The following is an 18195-nucleotide window of genomic DNA, read 5'->3' as shown; positions in this document are numbered from 1 at the left end:
AGTATCAATCAACTGTTCCATCACCTCAAACTCACCACTCAGCATGGCGAATTCCACTGCTATTTCATGGTATGCAAGACTCATTTCATACTGCTGCTGCCAGTTTGATGATTTCTTGTGTTGATGACGGCAGTTTCCGTAATTGCAAGCTCATAAAAGCCACAACATCATCTGTCACCGCTTGCATTGTTACTTGGGAAATATCACATTGCCAACAGCCTAAGCCAAAATCAAATTGAATCAGTCCATCTTGATATAATGTTTTAATAAATTGGCTAGTAAAAAATGGATTACCTGCTGTTTTTTGATAGATTAATACAGAAATATTCCATGCTACTTCTTCTGGACATTTAAGTGTGTCAGCTACTAATTTATTTACTTGTACATTACTTAATGGTGCTAAAGTAATTGTGTTAATTGTGGCTTGCGTCTTTTGAATTTCACTCAATGTCATCAATAATGGATGTCCGTGACTGACTTCGTTATCACGGTAGGCTCCAATAATGAAAAGATGCTTGGTATCAGCCATTAATAGCTGCATTAACTTAAGTGATGCAGAATCAGCCCACTGTAAGTCATCCAAAAACATCACTAAGGGATGTTCTTTGCTGGTAAAGACTTGGGTGAATTTTTGAAATAATAAATTAAAGCGATTTTGGGCGGCTGTTCCTGATAGTTCTGTAGCTGGGGGTTGTATACCAATAATGTTTTCTAGTTCGGGAATTACTTCAATAATGACTTGTCCATTGTCTCCAACAGCCTCTAATATTTTATTTCGCCATTGCTGAATTTGTACATCACTTTCAGTCAATAATTGCCCCATTAAATCGCGGAATGCTTGGACAAAGGCACTGAAAGGAATATTCCTTTGAAACTGGTCATATTTACCTTTAATAAAATAGCCGCGCTGTCTGACAATGGGTTTATGCACTTCGTTGACGACGGCGGTTTTCCCAATTCCCGAAAAGCCAGCCACCAGAATCATTTCGGTTACACCCTGACTTACTCTCTCAAATGCTTCTAGTAGGGTTTTAACTTCCTTGTCTCTGCCATACAGTTTATCGGGAATGATGAAGCGATCGCACACATCCCGACTCGCAATTTCAAAGTCTCTAATCTCACCAGTTTCTCTGAGATGAAAGAGACATTCTTCTAAATCAAATTTTAATCCCAAGGCACTTTGATATCTATCTTCAGCATTTTTCGCCATCAACTTGCTGACAATTTTTGAGATAGCAGTAGGGATGTGCGGATTAATTGTATGTATTAATGGCAGAATTTTCGCAAGATGGGAATGTACCAATTCCATTGGGTCATTTGATGCAAATGGTAATTCTCCTGTGAGCAATTCATAAAAAGTTACACCCAAGGAATAAAAATCTGTGCGATAGTCAATACCCCGATTCATTCTCCCGGTTTGTTCTGGAGAAATGTAAGCGAGTGTCCCTTCTAAAACGTTGGGGTTAACTAGGGTTTGGGTTTCTCTGGGTAATAGTGATGCGATACTAAAGTCGATTAATTTAACTTGTTTGGTTTGGGGGTTAATTAAGATAGCTGGGTTTGATATCTTTATGAATAATTCGCTCATGGTAGAGTAAGTCGAGGATGTCACAGAGTGCGATCGCTAAAACTAAAAACTCCTCTAAAGATGTAACACTCTGATTTTTTGTAAAATAATCCTTGAGAGAAATTCCCCCAAAGTCTTCCATAACTAACATATAGCCATTTTGCAAAGCTTCCAGGCTATAGGTTTGGATAATTAGAGGTGAGTGGAGATTTTTACCAATGGTGTATTGATTACGAAATAGTAACAATTCGCTAAAGCTGGGATAGGGATTTTTTAGTAGTTTTATGACTACTGCTACTGAGTCGCTTTCCCGAACTGCGCGATAAACTATTGTTCTCGAACCATTGTAAATTTTTTCACTAATGCGATATCCAGGAATACTGACAAGAGTGCTAACCATATTACGCTCATTTGTTATTTTCTCAATCTAGTATTCCCAGATAGACGAATTTATTTATAAATTGAATGTACAATTTACACAGGGATTTCAATAATAAATGCAGTACCTTTACTGAGGGTAGATTGGCAAGACAACTTCCCACCGTGGGTTTCTTCGACAATTTTTTTAGCTATAGCCAGCCCTAAGCCTGTACCTTTACCGACAGCTTTAGTAGTAAATAAATGGTCAAAGATTTTGTGTTTTACTTCTTCGCTCATCCCCTTACCATTATCTGCAATTGAAATTTTGACGTATTTATCTACTATTGATGTGGTAATTGTAATGGAGTTAGAATTAACTTTAATGTCCTCAAAACTCCGTCCGTGATTCGATTCATCTAAAGCATCAATGGCATTGGCAAGAATATTCATAAATACCTGATTTAATTGCCCAGGAAAACATTCAACTTGGGGTAAATCACCATACTCAGTCAAGACTTTTATCGCTGGACGTTGTTCATTAGCTTTGAGACGATGTTTGAGAATTAAAATTGTACTGTCGATGCCTTCATGAATATTAAACAGGACTTTGTAATCTTTATCTGCCCTTGAGAAAGTACGAAGACTGGTGCTGATATTTTTTAGGCGATCGCAAGCCATGACCATTGCATCAAGCATCTGAGGTAAATCTTCTAAGCTATAATCTAAATCAATTTCCTGAGCATGGTTTCTAATTTTATCACTGGGATTTGGTAGAGTTTCTTGATATAGTTGCAGATGTTGGACAATATCTGTCAACGCAGGTTTAGTTTGTTGTAGTGTGGCATAAATAAAACCCAGAGGATTATTCATTTCATGAGCAACCCCCGCAACAAGATTACCCAATGCAGACATTTTTTCACTTTGGACAATTTGTAAATTTGCTTGTTGTAAATTCTGCAAAGCTTTAGTTAATTCTTGTGACTTTTGGAGAATTTCAGCTTCGGCTTGCTTGCGTTCACTAATATCTTTAGTAAACACAAAATTGTATTCCTTGTCTTTAAATTTTACATAGTTAACAGTGACTTCAACAGGATAAATATTGCCAGATTTATGGCGATGGTAGCTTTCAATAGTAAACGAACCTTGTTGACAAATATCTTGCCAATGCTCCGGCCATGATTCTTTCGGAAAAACAGGATCGAAGTCAAAAATGTATTTACTAATCATCTCTTCTTTACGATATCCCAAACCTTTGCAAGTAGCATCATTTACATAAAAAATCCGACCATCTGGCTCAATCCACCAGACAGAAACATTTGTTTGATCAATTGAAATTTGATTGAGTAATGCTTTTTCCATCGCTTCTTGCATTTGTTGGTAAAGCCGAGCATTTTCTAATGCTATGGCTGCTTGAGCAGAAAGTATCTGAATAACTTGTAAACGTTCTTTAGTAAATACTCCTGCTGCTGCACGACTTTCAAGATAGAGTATGCCTACCAAATTACCTTGATTAATAATGGGTGTACATAAGACACTCTGGGGTTGATATGTGAGCATATATTCTGCAATTAGCCCAGGGAAATCTGTTTGGCAATTATCTATAACGATTGTTTGTTGAGTATTTTTGACATAATTAATCATCTTGACAGGGACATCTCGACAATCATCAAGTAATTGTGTGGCAATTGTTGTTTGTAGAGAATTTATTTGCTCATTAATTGAGGTAATGGCACGAATTTGTAAAACATCATCCTGATTGAGAATTAATGCAGACTTATCAGCCCCAGAATTTTGGAGAATAATTTGGGTGAGGTTAGTAATTAACTCATCTAATTCGATTTTGCTAGAAATAGTTTGAGCTGCTTTGAGTATACTGTTAAAATCTAGGACATCGGCAATACTAGTACCAGTTTTGTCACTTTGATCAGATACAAATTTTACAGGAAGGGTAACAGAGGTAATAGTTTCCCAAGGATTAAGGTTAATCTGTCTTTGTTCGATGATCGTTTTGAGTAGCTGGGGATAACGTTTTTCTAAATCCTCTACTTTCGCTTTTGCTCCCCAATGACTATAACAATAATAAGCTTCCTGCATATACAAAAGGGCAAATTTTTCTCTACTCCAATCGAGATAAAATTTGGCAGCCAGTTCGTTAGCTAAAGCTTCATCCTGAATAAATTTGTTTTCTTTGGCTAAGAAAATAGCGCGATCGTAACATTCAATCGCCTCAATTTTGTTACCTAATACCCGGTAATGTTCGGCTGCAACTAATTCCCAGCGATGGCGATGATTACAAGCAGCCAAAGTTGCCCAATGTTGTAATTTGTCTTGATGTTGTTGTACTCGTAGCAAGATTGTCTGACGCTCTTTTGTGGATGCTGCTGCATACTGGGTTAATTGAATCAGCGCATCATAAAAAGAGTAAAGGGGAATGACAAACATTGCTACCCCACCGTCTATGTATTGGGCAGCTTGGGCAGATGACTCAATAGCTTCCGCTTCCTTCCCAAACAAATAATAGAGAAACATTTGGTTGAGGTGCGCCATCAGCAAAGCACTGCGTTGATTAGTCGCTTGCAGTTCGGGAAGAGATTTGTGCAAATCAAATATTGTCCCAATCAGGTGATATGGTACTTCTGCGCGTCCCAATAAATTGAATACAGTTTGTTGATAAATTTCTAGCCAATAGCCTGTTCCTGTTTGCTTGTATTGATGAATAGTATGAAGATAGGTATTCATCTTCTGGGCAAGTTCGGTTAATTCCTGCCCTGTGTGATAGCTGTAATAACAATATGCTGCTGCATTAAAACAAGCCGTTTCTACCTCTCCAGTTTCTAACCCACTGCTATAAGCTTCTTGCAATGGCAGTAAAATTTCAGCTAAGGGAGTTTTCCAATGTTTGATGAAGTGATAAACCACATACCAACTTCTCGATTTAAAGCGACTCAGTTGAATTCGCTCTAAGAGGCTCAAAGCTAACTCACCAAATAAATAACCGTTGTCAATATCGCCAACAATACCACACAGCACTAAGCCATAATCGACATAAGAAAATATAGAACTAGGGCAATTACCAGACTGGATAGATAATTCGATTTGCTTACCAATCATTAATGGCATGAAGTTAGGAGAACCCATATAAGCAGCAGGGACAAGAACTGTCAAAAGCTCCATCGCCGCTAACAGATGTGGATTGCTCATAGTTGGTAGATCGAGCAATTCTAGAGGTGATTTATCTGCCCAGAGCGATCGCGTTAGAGCAAAAGCCTGTCCAATATCTGCCTCATTGGGTTGTTCGGGAAATTCAATTCCCAAAGAGCGTAACACCTGTAATCCAATCTCAACGGCATATAAGAATTGCCCCTGAGCTTTAGCACCTAAAATCCTAGCTTGTTGGACTTTGATCGTATCCAGCAACGTATGAGCTTGTTGCAATACCACACTAGCCCACTGTTCCATCTGCTCAAAATCGGTTTTGACATAGCTGGCTTCCGCAATTTCTTCATACAGTGCCAGAGTCAGGGGATAATGACTTTCCCAAGCAGTTGCAGGTAACAGTTCTATCCCTATACCTAAATAGTTAATGGCTGCACTATGGGCGTTGGCTGTTTTAGCTTTGCGTCCCGCCGCAAGATTTAATTCAGCTAAATGTTCTCGCTCTGGAAGTGTGGTAACTAGAGCAATACCGAAATTTAAATGATTGACAATATCAAATAATCGTTCTTCCCTTTCGCTGGGGGGAGAATTTTGTAATAATAGTTGACCTATTTGCAGGTGAGTGCTTTGTTTTTCCTCATCAGCAATTAGTGAATAAGCTGCTTGTTGTACGCGGTCATGTAAAAATTTGTAGGTGACAGTTTCTTGATTTTCTAATGTCTGTGATTGGGTTGCTTGTCCGACATAAAACTTATAAACATCATTCACAGGTAAAATCAAACCTTCTTGTAATGCTTTCCACAAAGCAGATGCTGTTTCAATTTGAGATTGTTGTGAAACAATGGCTAAAGTATTTAAATCAAAGGAGTTGCCAATACAAGCGGCTAACTGCAATACAGATTGAGTTGATAAAGGTAGTTTTTGTAGTTGCAAACTCATAAAAGCAACCACATCATCTGTCACTGCTTGAGTTTTTACCTGGGCAATATCACATTGCCAACAGCCTAACTCAAAGTTAAATTGAATTAATCCATCTTCATGTAATGCTTTGAGAAACTGTGTGGCAAAAAATGGATTTCCTTTAGTCTTTTGATAGATTAATTCTGAAAGATGTTCTGCTAGTTCTTCTGCACACTTGAGTGTATCAGCCACTAACTGATTTACTTTTTTTTGAGTTAGTGCTGCTAAAGTAATTGTATTAATCTTGGCCTGTTTTTTTTGAATATCACTCAAAGTCAACATTAATGGATGTCCTGGTGGGACTTCGTTATCTCGGTATGCAGCAATTAATAATAGATGACTGGTATCAGTTATTAATAACTGCATTAACTTCAGTGATGCTGAATCTGCCCATTGCAAATCATCTAAAAACATCACTAAGGGATGTTCAACACTGGTAAATACTTGGGTAAATTTTTGAAATAATAAGTTAAAGCGATTTTCGGCCTCTGTTCCTGATAATTCTACTGCTGGGGGTTGTTCGCCAATAATTCTAGCTAGTTCGGGTATAACTTCAATGATTACTTGACCATTGTCACCCACAGCCTCTAATATTTTGTGTTTCCATTGCTGAATTTTAGCTTCACTTTCGGTTAATAATTGCCCCATTAAATCGCGGAATGCTTGCACAAATGCACTTAAAGGAATATTGCGATTAAATTGGTCGTATTTACCTTTAATAAAATAACCGCGTTGTCTAACAATTGGTTTATGCACTTCATTAACAACGGCTGTTTTTCCAATTCCCGAAAAACCAGCCACCAGCATCATTTCTGTTGTGCCTTGACTGACACGCTCAAAGGCTAGCAGTAAGGTTTGTACTTCCGTGTCTCGTCCATAGAGTTTATCAGGAATGATGAAGCGATCGCACACATCCCTAGTAGCAATTGCAAAGTCCTCTATCTCACCAGTTTCTTGGAGTTGCGATAAACAATTTTCTAAATCATATTTTAATCCCAATGCACTTTGATATCTATCTTCAGCATTTTTCGCCATCAATTTGCTGACAATTGCTGACAGTATAGAAGGAATTTGTGGGTTAATTTTATGTACTAATGGTGCTGTTTTGGCGATATGACAATGCACTAATTCCATCGGGTCACTAGATGCAAAGGGTAACTCCCCTGTGAGTAATTCATAAAGATTTACACCCAGTGAATAGAAGTCTGTTCGGTAATCAATTACTCGGTTCATTCTCCCTGTTTGTTCTGGAGAAATGTAAGCTAATGTTCCTTCTAAGACATTAGTTTTAATGAGGGTTTGGGTTTCTCTGGGTAGAAGAGAAGCAATACTAAAGTCAATTAATTTAATTTGTTTGGTTTCGGGATTGATTAAGATATTGCTGGGTTTAATATCTTTATGAATAATGCGCTCATGATAGAGTAAGTTGAGGGTGTCGCAGAGTGCGATCGCAATCGCTAAAAATTCCGCTAAAGATGGGAGACTCTGATTTTTAGTAAAATAATCCTTGAGAGAAATTCCGCCAAAGTCTTCCATGACTAACATATAGCCATTATTGATTGCGTCAAGGCTATAGGTTTGAATAATCAGGGGTGAGTTGAGATTTTTACCAATGGTGTATTGATTGCGAAATAATAAGAGTTCGCTAAAGCTGGGATAGGGATTTTTCAGCAGTTTAATGACTACTGGTACTGAGTCAGTTTCTCGAACTGCGCGATAAACTATTGTTCTCGAACCATTGTAGAGTTCTTCAATAATGCGATATCCGGGAATACTGACAAGAGTGCTAACCATAATTGCGCTTATTCTGATGATTTCTCAATCTAGTATTCCCAGATAGCTGAATTTATCTAAACGTGAAAGCTAAGATTTACACTGGTATTTCAATGATAAATTCAGTACCTTCACCGATAATAGATTGGCAAGATAACTGACCTCCGTGTTTTTCTTCGACAATTTGTTTAGCTATAACCAAACCTAAACCTGTGCCTTTACCGACAGCTTTAGTAGTAAATAAATGGTCAAAGATTTTGTGTTTTATTTCTTCGCTCATACCTTTACCATTATCTAAAATCGAGATTTTTACGTATTTATCTACTATCGATGTAGTAATTGTAATGGAGTTAGGATGAGCTTTAATTTCTTCAAGATTGCGTCCGTGATTCGATTCCTCTAATGCATCAATGGCATTAGCTAAAATATTCATAAATACCTGATTTAATTGCCCAGGAAAACATTCAATTTGTGGTAAATCACTGTAATTAGTAATTACCTCAATCGCGGGACATTGTTCGTTAGCTTTGAGACGATGTTTGAGAATTAAAATTGTGCTATTAATGCCTTCATGAAGATTAAATGGTACTTTATAGTCTCTATCAGCACGGGAAAAAGTCCGTAGAGAAGTGCTAATGTTTTTGAGCCGATCGCAAGCCATTGTCATGGAATCGAGCATTTTAGGCAAGTCTTCTAAGCTGTATTCCAAGTCAATTTCTGACTCGTGGTCGAGGATTTCTTCAGTTTTATCGCTTAGAGTTTGTTGATAGATTTTCAAATGTTCAATAATATCAGCAAAGGTGGGTTTAGCTTGTTTGAGAGTAGCAGCAAGAAAACCCAAAGGATTATTCATTTCGTGAGCGACACCAGCAACTAAGTTACCCAATGCAGACATTTTTTCACTTTGGACGATTTGTAATTGGGCTTGTTGTAAATTATGTAATGCTTGTTCTAATTCTTGGGCATATTCCTGAGAACGTTGATAAAGTTGGGCATTTTCTAGGGAAATTGCGGCTTGGGCGCAGATGAGGTTGAGTAGTTCGATGCGTTCGCCCTTGGCGTTGGCGGAGCCATCGCTCTTAAACGCCCCCGTCACTAAATTATTTTCTAGATATAAAATCCCCAGCAATTTACCTTGATTTAAAATCGGGCTGCACAAAACACTCTGAGGCTGCTGACGGATAATATAAGGATCGTTGGCGAAATTCATATCTGCGGTTGCATCCAACAATACTACAGTTTGTTGACTATGCTTGACTTTGTAAATGAGTTTGTGGGGAATATCCGGGCTGTCTGCAATGGCAAGACTTTGCAACACAATTGGCTCAGAACCCTGAGTAATTGAACCTTGAATTAGTAAATGATTGTCTTGCAAGAGCATTAACACACATTTATCAGCCCCGGCATTTTCAATCACGATGGAAAGCAATGATGACAGCAGTTTGTCTAGTTCGATTTCACCGGATATAGTTTGAGATGCTTTCAGAATTGCTGTTAAATCTAAGGTATCTGAGACACTGCTGCTAGAACTGGAAGAACTTGTGGATGTCACAGTCCCCAAGAGAAAGAGAGTTTCGTTCGCAGAAAAAGCCCCACGAGTTTGCTGTAATATAGGCGCGAGTAATTGGGGATGGCGTTGTTCTAAGTCGGCAACTTTGGCTTTTGTTCCCCAACGGGCATAGGCATAGTAAGCTTCTATCATATATTCTTGTGCTATGCGCTGTTTGTCCCAACTTAAGTAGAACTTTGCGGCGATTTCGTTAGCTAGTGCTTCTTCTTGGATGTATTCGTTGGCTTTTGCCCCAGAAATTGCCTGATCGTACAGTTCACCTGCTTCGGCTTTTTGTCCTAAAACACGACATTTTTCTGCCTCCACCAAATCAAATTTATGCTGGTGATTCATGGGTGCATAGTGCGCCCATAGCTGTAATTGAGTTTGATTTTTTTCCACCCGTTCTAATACTGTTGATACCTCATCTGAGAGTTGACTTAACTCTGCTATGGCAATCAAAGAATCATAAAAATAAAATACAGGTGTACCGACTGTTCCTCCAGCCGCCATTAAATAGTTCCTGCACTCCAGGGTATAGTTGTTAGCTTGCTCAAATTCCCCAAACAAAAAGCAAAGCATTAGCTTATACAAATAGAAGTAATACAACCCAAACAGGTCATTTGCAGATCGCAGCAGTGGCTGAAATTCTGTCTCTTGCAGTGCTGAACCAGATAAAATGGTAGGGTAATTCGCAAAGCCAAGCAAATTTAACACAGATTGCCAATAGATGCGGCAGTAATTGGCAGTTGTTAATTGGTTAGATTGCATCAAACCCTTGTAGTAATTTTGTGTATCCTGTTCTACAGTGGTAAGGGGCTGACCGCACCAAAAAGCATTCAGGCAGAAACAATGTCCAGCATTTCCAAGAAATTGCAGGTTTCCTACTTCTAGAGCAGTTGTATAGCTCTCGCTCAAGAGTGGTAACGTTTCTCTGATGTGAGATTTGCGGTGGAGAATAAACCCTCCCTGCAACATTAACACTTCAGGTTTAGTCACTTTGGCATCAAATTTTAAGACCATATCCAATGCTAACTGGCCAAATTCTGTCGCCAAATCTATATCTTGTAAAAGATTACAGATAACAATGCCATAGCCAGCATAGTATTTGGGTGAATCAGATATGTTTCCATAGGTCAGGGATAATTTAACTGAGAGGGCAGTCAATAATGGGAACAAGGGAGATCCACAGATGTAAGCTGCTGAAATAATGCTACTGGTAATCTGGAAAATAGCAATAATGTTATCATCTATCATCCTGGGGAGATGAATGAAATCTTTGATTTTCCTATCTCCAATCAGATTATTAATTTCTTGAATTGACTGTTGAATATCTTCTGGTGTAGATGATTCGTTGATTGTTATGCCCAACTTTTGTAGAAGCTCAATCCCAATTGCCAGTGCTTCAATAAGTTGATGCTGGGAAATTTTGGCTTGAATTCTCAAACAGTAAACACTAACTTGCTCTAGCAAAGAATGTGTCTGGTGGATGACAGCATCAATCAATTCTTCCATTACCTCAAAGTCACCGCATAACATTGCTACCTCCGCCGCTAGTTCATGGAAGGTGAGACTCATTTCATATTGCTGTTGCCAAGTCTGTTCTCCCAAAAAAGATAATCCCACTGTGGCATATTCACGGGCTGCTTTATAAGCGGTAGAATTTTTGGCTTTGCGACAGGCGATGAGGTTCAGTTGTGCTAGTTCTATTCGTTGTGTTTGTTCGCTAATTAAAGAAGTTCCATAATTTAATTGATTGACGATTTCAAAAATGCGTTCAACTCTTGCATCTGGATGAATCTGTTGCCGTAGCAGTTGACCAATTTGATAGTGAGTTTTCTGTTTTTGCTCATCAGGAATTAGGGAATAAGCAGCTTGTTGAATGCGATCGTGTAGAAATTTGTAGGCAACATTCTGTTGATTTGCTGAAGGAGGTAGTAGAGTTTCTTGCCCAACATAAAATTTATAAACATCACCAATTGGTACAATCAACCCTTCTTGTAATGCTTTCCATAAACAGGCTGCTGCTTCAATTTCCGATTGTTCGGAAACAATCGCTAAAGTTGCTAAATCAAAAGAATTGCCAATACAAGCTGCTAACTGCAATATTTCTTGAGTTGATGAGGGCAGTTTCCGCAATTGCAAACTCATAAAAGCCACAACATCATCTGTAACTGCTTGCATTGTCACTTGGTAAATATCACATTGCCAACAGCCCAATTCAAAATCAAAATAAATGATATTTTCCTGATATAATGCTTTAATAAACTGGGTAGCAAAAAACGGATTGCCTTGAGTTTTTTGAAATATTAATCCTGAAAGATTACCTGCGATATATTCTGAACATTTTAGTGTGTCAGCGACAAGGTAATTTACTTGTTTTTTACTCAAGGGCGCTAAAGTAATTTTATTAAAAATAGCTGATGTTTTTTGAATTTCACTCAATGTCAATAATAATGGATGTCCTGGATGAACTTCGTTATCACGATATGCACCAATAATGAAAAGATGACCTGTATCAGCCATTAATAGCTGCATTAACTTTAATGATGCTGAATCAGCCCATTGTAAATCATCGAGAAACATCACTAAAGGATGTTCTTTAGTTGTAAAGACTTGGGTGAATTTTTGAAATAATAAATTAAAGCGATTCTCGGCGGCTGTTCCTGATAATTCTTGAGATGGTGGCTGTGTGCCAATAATATTTTCTAATTCGGGAATTACTTCAACGATTACTTGTCCATTTTCACCAAGAGCATCTAATATTTTATGTTTCCATTGCTGAATTTGAATATCACTTTCAGTCAATAATTGCCCCATTAAATCACGAAAAGCTTGCACAAATGCAGAGAAGGGAATATTGCGGTTGAATTGGTCATATTTACCTTTGATAAAGTAGCCGCGTTGTCTCAGGATTGGTTTATGCACTTCGTTAACAACGGCTGTTTTCCCAATTCCTGAAAAACCCGCTACTAGCATCATTTCTGTTGCGCCTTGGCTGACTCTCTCAAATGCTTCTAGTAGAGTTTGAACTTCCGCTTCTCTACCATAAAGTTTGTCGGGAATGATGAAGCGATCGCACAAGTCACGCTGTGCAATTTCAAAGCTTGGAATTTCACCAGTTTCTCTTAGCTGATTGAGACATTTTTCTAAATCAAATTTCAATCCCCGCGCACTTTGATATCTATCTTCAGCATTTTTCGCCATCAATTTGTTGACAATTACTGATAATGCTGGTGGAATTTGTGAGTTAATTTCATGTACTAAAGGTGCAGTTTTAGCAATATGAGAATGTACTAACTCCATCGCATCATGAGATACAAAGGGTAACTCACCTATGAGTAATTCATAGAATGTCACACCCAGAGAATAAAAATCTGTGCGATAATCAATTCCCCGATTCATTCTCCCTGTTTGTTCGGGAGATATATAAGCGATTGTTCCTTCTAAAACATTGGGATTAACTAGGGTTTGAGTTTCTCTGGGTAGAAGAGAAGCAATACTAAAGTCAATTAATTTAACTTGTTTGGTGTCGGGGTTAATTAAGATATTGCTGGGTTTAATATCTTTATGAATAATGCGCTCGTGGTAGAGTAAGTCTAAGGTGTCGCAGAGTGCGATCGCTATTTCTAAAAACTCCTCTAAAGATGGGACACGCTGATTTTTACTGAAATAATCCTTGAGAGAAATCCCGCCAAAGTCTTCCATGACTAACATATAGCCGTTTTGAAACGGTTCTAGGCTATAGGTTTGAATAATCAGGGGTGAGTCGAGATTTTTGCCAATGGTGTATTGATTGCGAAATAACAACAGTTCGCTAAAGCTGGGATAAGGATTTTTTAGTAGTTTGATGACTACTGGTAGTGAGTCGCTTTCTCTAACTGCGCGATAAACTATTGTTCTTGAACCATTGTAGAGTTCTTCACTAATGCGATATCCAGGAATACTAACAAGGTTGCTTAACATATTGCGCTTATCTGATGATTTCTGGATCTAGTATTCCCAGATAGATAAATAAAGTTATGATTATAATTTAACCTGAATTCGGTATACGCTCAAACCCTGATTTTGTCGTTAGTTTTGACAGCCTGAAAAACTTATACTTTCGTACCAGTCTTCAAATTTAAGCCCTGAACCCAAACTGAAGTTAATTTACACGGTATTTCAATAATAAATTCAGTACCTTCGCCTATAGTAGATTGACAAGATAACTTACCTCCATGAGTTTCTTCGACAATTTGTTTAGCTATAGCCAACCCTAAACCTGTGCCTTTACCGACAGCTTTGGTAGTAAATAAATGGTCAAAGATTTTTTGTTTTACCTCTTCGCTCATACCTTTACCATTATCTACAATAGAGATTTTTACAGATTGATCTGCTATTGATGTGGTAATTGTAATGGAGTTAGGATGAGCTTGAATTTCCTCCAGATTACGTCCGTAATTCGATTCCTCTAATGCATCGATCGCATTGGCAATTATATTCATAAACACCTGATTTAATTGACCCGGAAAACAATCGATCAATGGTATGTCACCGTAATTGCGGATTACCTCGATCGCCGGACGGTGTTCATTAGCCTTGAGGCGATATTTCAACATCAGCAGGGTACTATCAATTCCCTCATGCAGGTTCGCACTAACTTTGTATTCCGTATCAGCACGGGAGAAGGTGCGGAGACTGGTGCTGATGGATTTGATCCGATCAGTTGCCCCTTGCATTGAGTTGAGCAACTGGGGTAAATCTTCGCAGATATATTCCAAATCAATATCTTCAGCATGAGCTTGAATCGGGGTGACTGGATGCGGATAATGCTGTTTGTAGAGGGTCAAATGTTCGAGTAAGTCTTGCACATAGTCTCTGCCGTTATTAATGCTGCCATTGAGGAACCCGATCGGGTTATTGATTTCGTGAGCAATACCCGCAACCAAATTGCCCAAAGCCGACATTTTTTCGCTCTTTACCAGTTGTATTTGAATACTCTGAAGTTCAGATACATGTTTATTCACTTCCTGCTCTAGCTTTTGGGTTAAGCGATGTAACTTTAAATGGGTTCTGACTCGTGCTAGTACTTCTCGTGCTTCAAATGGTTTAGTGACATAATCAACGGCACCCAGTTCCAAAGCCTTCACTTTATTTTCCGCATCTGAGAGAGCAGTCATAAAAATAACTGGAACATTTTGGATGAGGGGAAGGGATTTTAGACGTTGACAGGTTTCAAATCCGTCAATCCCTGGCATCATAACGTCCAGCAAAATCAGGTCAGGGATTTCTTGTACAACTTGTTGGATCGCTCGCTCACCACTGGTTGCTATCGCTACCTCAAAACCTTGATTTTCAAGAGTTTCACGGATGACATCAATATTCGTTGGAACATCATCAACGATGAGAATTAATCCTGCGTCAGTACTGCTCATTGAAGTTTACGCCTCAAAAATTGGATTATACATTTAGATAGATTTGTAGCTGTTCTTCAATTTTCTCGAACTGATACTGTTGAGCCAATTGCAGAATTTTCTCAGCAAATACTTGGAAGCGAGGATCTTGCTGCTTCATGTCTGTGACTAGATCGGTAAATTTTTTGAAGCGTCCCTTTTGTGCCAGGGAAAGCAGTTCCTCTAGCACTGAGGAGGGAGGGGGAATCACCTCGGCAGGGTCTGAGGGAGCAATGTCTTCATGGCAATCCTCTGATGATGTTTCATACAACCAATTCAGATGTAAATATTTCTCTAATAGTTCAAGCAGCATACTTGCGGGAACTGGTTTGGGTAAAAAATCGTCACCGCCTGCTTGAAGTGCCATTTGTCGATCGGTGTGGGCAACAGAAGCGGAGGAGACTAGGACTTTTAAATGCTTGAATGACTCTGATTGCCTAATTTGCTTTAACAGCTCATACCCATCCATGACGGGCATCGTAATATCTGTAATGATCAAGTCAGGCTGATTTTTCTGAATTCGATCGAGACATTCCTTGCCATTATCGGCTTCTAGGATATTGAAACCAAGAGGTTCTAGCAGATTGAGTAACACAGCACGGTTTTCCCAGCGATCGTCTACGACAAGAATATGGCGTTGCCTACCTTCATAACCGATGGGGTTGCCTAAAGCTTTCGTCTGCTGTTGCTGCCAGTTGTTGATCACAGGGACAGCGATCGTAAAGGAGAAATCACTGCCAACGCCTTGTTGGCTCTTGACTTCAATCTGTCCACCCATTAAATTGACGATCTGCTGACTAATCGCAAGTCCTAAACCCGTACCTTCAACTTTGCGATTCTGTTCACCCACCTGTTCAAATGCTTGAAACAGTTTGCTAATATCTTCGGAGGCAATCCCAACGCCTGTATCCGCCACAGTAAAGTTCAACTTGACCATTTGTTCAACAGCCTCAGTCTGGCAACTGACTCGTAGCATCACCCTGCCTCGATCTGTGAACTTAATTGCATTGCCCAACAGATTAATCAAAACTTGACGCAGTCGTTTTTCATCGGCGGAAATCCCCTCCGGCAAGTTAGCATCCGGTTCATAGTGAAACTCAATCTTTTTTTGCTCGGCTCGAATCTGACAGATTTCAACCACCCCTTGCAGAAATGAGGGCAGGTGAATTGCTTGTGGAGTTAGGTCTAATTTACGAGCTTCAATTTTGGAGAGATCGAGGATATCATTGATCAAAGTCAGTAGGTGAGTGCCACACTGATGAATAATACTAACTCCGTGGCGCTCTTTGTCTGGGAGCATTGTAGAGCGATCGAGGATTTGAGCATAGCCAAGAATGCCATTGAGCGGCGTGCGAAGTTCATGGCTCATGTTAGTGAGAAATTCGCTCTTTGCCTGGTTGGCAGCATCGGCGAGAGCCTTGGCCGTTTCCAGTTCCTCTGTGCGCTGCACCACCTGTTGCTCAAGGGAGGAATTTAAGTCTTGTAATTTGAGTTTTGTCTCTCTTAGCTCCTGCAAATCGTTTTGGTTTCTATACCCTTCTCGCCGCAGCCAAATTGATAGGTAAAGAATCATGCCCACAAAAGGTAAAAAGTAGCTCACATGGACAAAAAACATTTGCCGGAAGTGTGGGCTAGCAAACACATAGATTGGCAAACCAAGGGTTTGAGCATAGCCCAGTACCAGATGGTGTGAAGAAAAAACAATTGTGGCTACAAAAATAGTTCGCCAGTCACGATAGTACAAAAGAATGCCAATCAGCCCAAAGGATGCAAAATGCGCCTCTGTAACTCCACCATTTTGGTGGATGATTAGCCCTGTGTAAATCATAAAGCTAGTAGCGATAAATAACCGAGTGATTAATGCTCCGGTATATCGATGCACCAACGCAATAGATGCGATTAGTGTGGGCAATCCAATGCCACAGGCTGCTAGCCAAGTATCTCGGAGTGGTGAAATAGCCAAGCAAACTAAGGTGAGGAAAATGCTCACACCCACCATGATCCGATCGGCATTTTCTCGATATCCTTGTAGAGTGGAATCAAACGCAGCTTCGTTGACAAAAATGTTGATCCCTGAAGGATCAAGATTGATAGGTTGGTTCATCGCTTTCATAATCTCCTTATATAGCGGATTTCAACTCAATCTAGTATTCCCGGATAGATGAATTTATCTATAAGTAAAATCTCTAATTTACAAGGGAATTTCAATGATAAATTCAGTACCTCCTCCTAATGCTGAGTGACATTTCAACTTACCACCGTGAGTTTCTTCAACAATTTGTTTAGCTATAGCCAAACCTAAACCTGTACCTTTACCGACTCCTTTAGTAGTGAATAAATGGTCAAATATTTTTTGTTTCACTTCCTCGCTCATCCCCTTACCATTATCAGCAATAGCAATTTTGACAAGATTATTTTCCCTAGAAGTTGTCACAGTAATGCAGTTGGGATGAGCTTGAATTTCCTCAAAAATTCGTCTGTGATTCGATTCATCTAAAGCATCAATCGCATTGGCTAAGATATTCATAAATACCTGATTTAATTGCCCAGGGAAACATTCAATTTGGGGTAAATCACCGTAGTTAGTGATTACTTCAATGGCGGGACGTTGTTCATTAGCTTTGAGACGGTGTTTGAGAATTAAGATTGTACTATCAATGCCTTCATGAAGATTAAATGGCACTTTGTAATCTCTGTCAGCACGAGAGAAAGTGCGTAAGGAAATGCTGATATTTTTTAATCTGTCACAAGCCATTGTCATAGAATCGAGCATTTTAGGCAGGTCTTCTAAGGTATAGTCCAAGTCAATTTCTGACTCATGGTTGAGGATTTCTTCAGTTTTATCGCTTAAAGTTTCTTGATAGATTTTCAAATGTTCAACAATATCAGCAAAGGTGGGTTTAGCTTGTTTGAGAGTAGCCGCAATAAAGCCCAAGGGATTATTCATTTCGTGGGCGACACCAGCAACTAAGTTACCTAATGCAGACATCTTTTCACTTTGTACGATTTGTAATTGGGCGTTTTGCAAAGCTAGTTCAGCTTGTTTGCGTTCACTGATATCCAACAACAGTCCATCCCAGACTAACGTGCCATCGACAAGTTTTTCTATGCGTGCTTCCCCGTGAATCCACTTGGTAATTCCAGAGGGGGTAACAATTCGCCCCTCCCACCGCCAAGGAGTCAAGGTTTGAACTGAATCTGCAATCGACTGACGCTGAGATTCAGCATCCTCTGGATGCGCCATATCCAAGATGATCTGCACATTGGCGATCGCTTGTTCGGCGGTGACTTCATAGAGGTCATAACAGTCGTTACTAATGTATGACATTGACACCGAACCATCAGTAGTCATCAAAAATTGATACACCACCCCAGGAACGTTATCTACTAGATTA

At 39.2% G+C, this 18195-nt stretch carries 6 protein-coding genes and 1 pseudogene; all 7 read right to left on the bottom strand.

All coding sequences use genetic code 11. The annotated features are described in order from the left end of the window. Positions 1-85: 85 nt before the first annotated feature. The gene (locus HG267_RS41925) at positions 86-1210 is read right to left on the bottom strand and encodes an ATP-binding protein (RefSeq protein WP_375539727.1); all 1125 of its coding nucleotides are present in this window, start codon (positions 1208-1210) and stop codon (positions 86-88) included. A 30-nt stretch (positions 1211-1240) separates the two neighbouring features. Continuing rightward, positions 1241-1967 (bottom strand): annotated as a pseudogene (locus HG267_RS41920) (serine/threonine protein kinase); the annotation flags it as partial. Positions 1968-2041: 74 nt separating this feature from the next. Beyond that, positions 2042-7837 (bottom strand): ATP-binding sensor histidine kinase, encoded by a 5796-nt coding sequence (locus tag HG267_RS17425; protein ID WP_045869967.1) that lies wholly within the window; start codon positions 7835-7837, stop codon positions 2042-2044. A 76-nt stretch (positions 7838-7913) separates the two neighbouring features. Next, positions 7914-13331 carry an ATP-binding sensor histidine kinase gene (locus tag HG267_RS17420; RefSeq protein WP_045869968.1) on the bottom strand — a complete coding sequence of 1806 codons (5418 nt, stop codon included), beginning with the start codon at positions 13329-13331 and terminating at the stop codon, positions 7914-7916. A gap of 131 nt (positions 13332-13462) precedes the next feature. Further along, on the bottom strand, positions 13463-14782 hold the full coding sequence (locus tag HG267_RS17415; RefSeq protein WP_045869969.1) for a sensor histidine kinase: 1320 nt from the start codon (positions 14780-14782) through the stop codon (positions 13463-13465). A 25-nt stretch (positions 14783-14807) separates the two neighbouring features. Further along, entirely contained in the window at positions 14808-16904 is a 2097-nt protein-coding gene (locus HG267_RS17410) for an ATP-binding protein (RefSeq protein WP_228045359.1), read from the bottom strand. 87 nt (positions 16905-16991) lie between these two features. Beyond that, positions 16992-18128 (bottom strand): sensor histidine kinase, encoded by a 1137-nt coding sequence (locus HG267_RS41915; protein WP_375539725.1) that lies wholly within the window; start codon positions 18126-18128, stop codon positions 16992-16994. Positions 18129-18195: the final 67 nt, after the last annotated feature.

It is taken from the genome of Tolypothrix sp. PCC 7601, from assembly GCF_025677855.1.
In the GTDB taxonomy this organism is placed as follows: Bacteria; Cyanobacteriota; Cyanobacteriia; order Cyanobacteriales; family Nostocaceae; genus Aulosira; species Aulosira diplosiphon.
Note: the sequence above shows the minus strand (reverse complement) of the source record. Positions and strands in the feature narration are given on the sequence as shown.

Coding starts and splice junctions, on each gene's coding strand:
- HG267_RS41925 (WP_375539727.1), bottom strand. CDS start 1,210: ATGGCGAAAAATGCTGAAGATAGATATCAAAGTGCCTTGGGATTAAAA.
- HG267_RS17425 (WP_045869967.1), bottom strand. CDS start 7,837: ATGGTTAGCACTCTTGTCAGTATTCCCGGATATCGCATTATTGAAGAA.
- HG267_RS17420 (WP_045869968.1), bottom strand. CDS start 13,331: ATGTTAAGCAACCTTGTTAGTATTCCTGGATATCGCATTAGTGAAGAA.
- HG267_RS17415 (WP_045869969.1), bottom strand. CDS start 14,782: ATGAGCAGTACTGACGCAGGATTAATTCTCATCGTTGATGATGTTCCA.
- HG267_RS17410 (WP_228045359.1), bottom strand. CDS start 16,904: ATGAACCAACCTATCAATCTTGATCCTTCAGGGATCAACATTTTTGTC.
- HG267_RS41915 (WP_375539725.1), bottom strand. CDS start 18,128: ATGTCATACATTAGTAACGACTGTTATGACCTCTATGAAGTCACCGCC.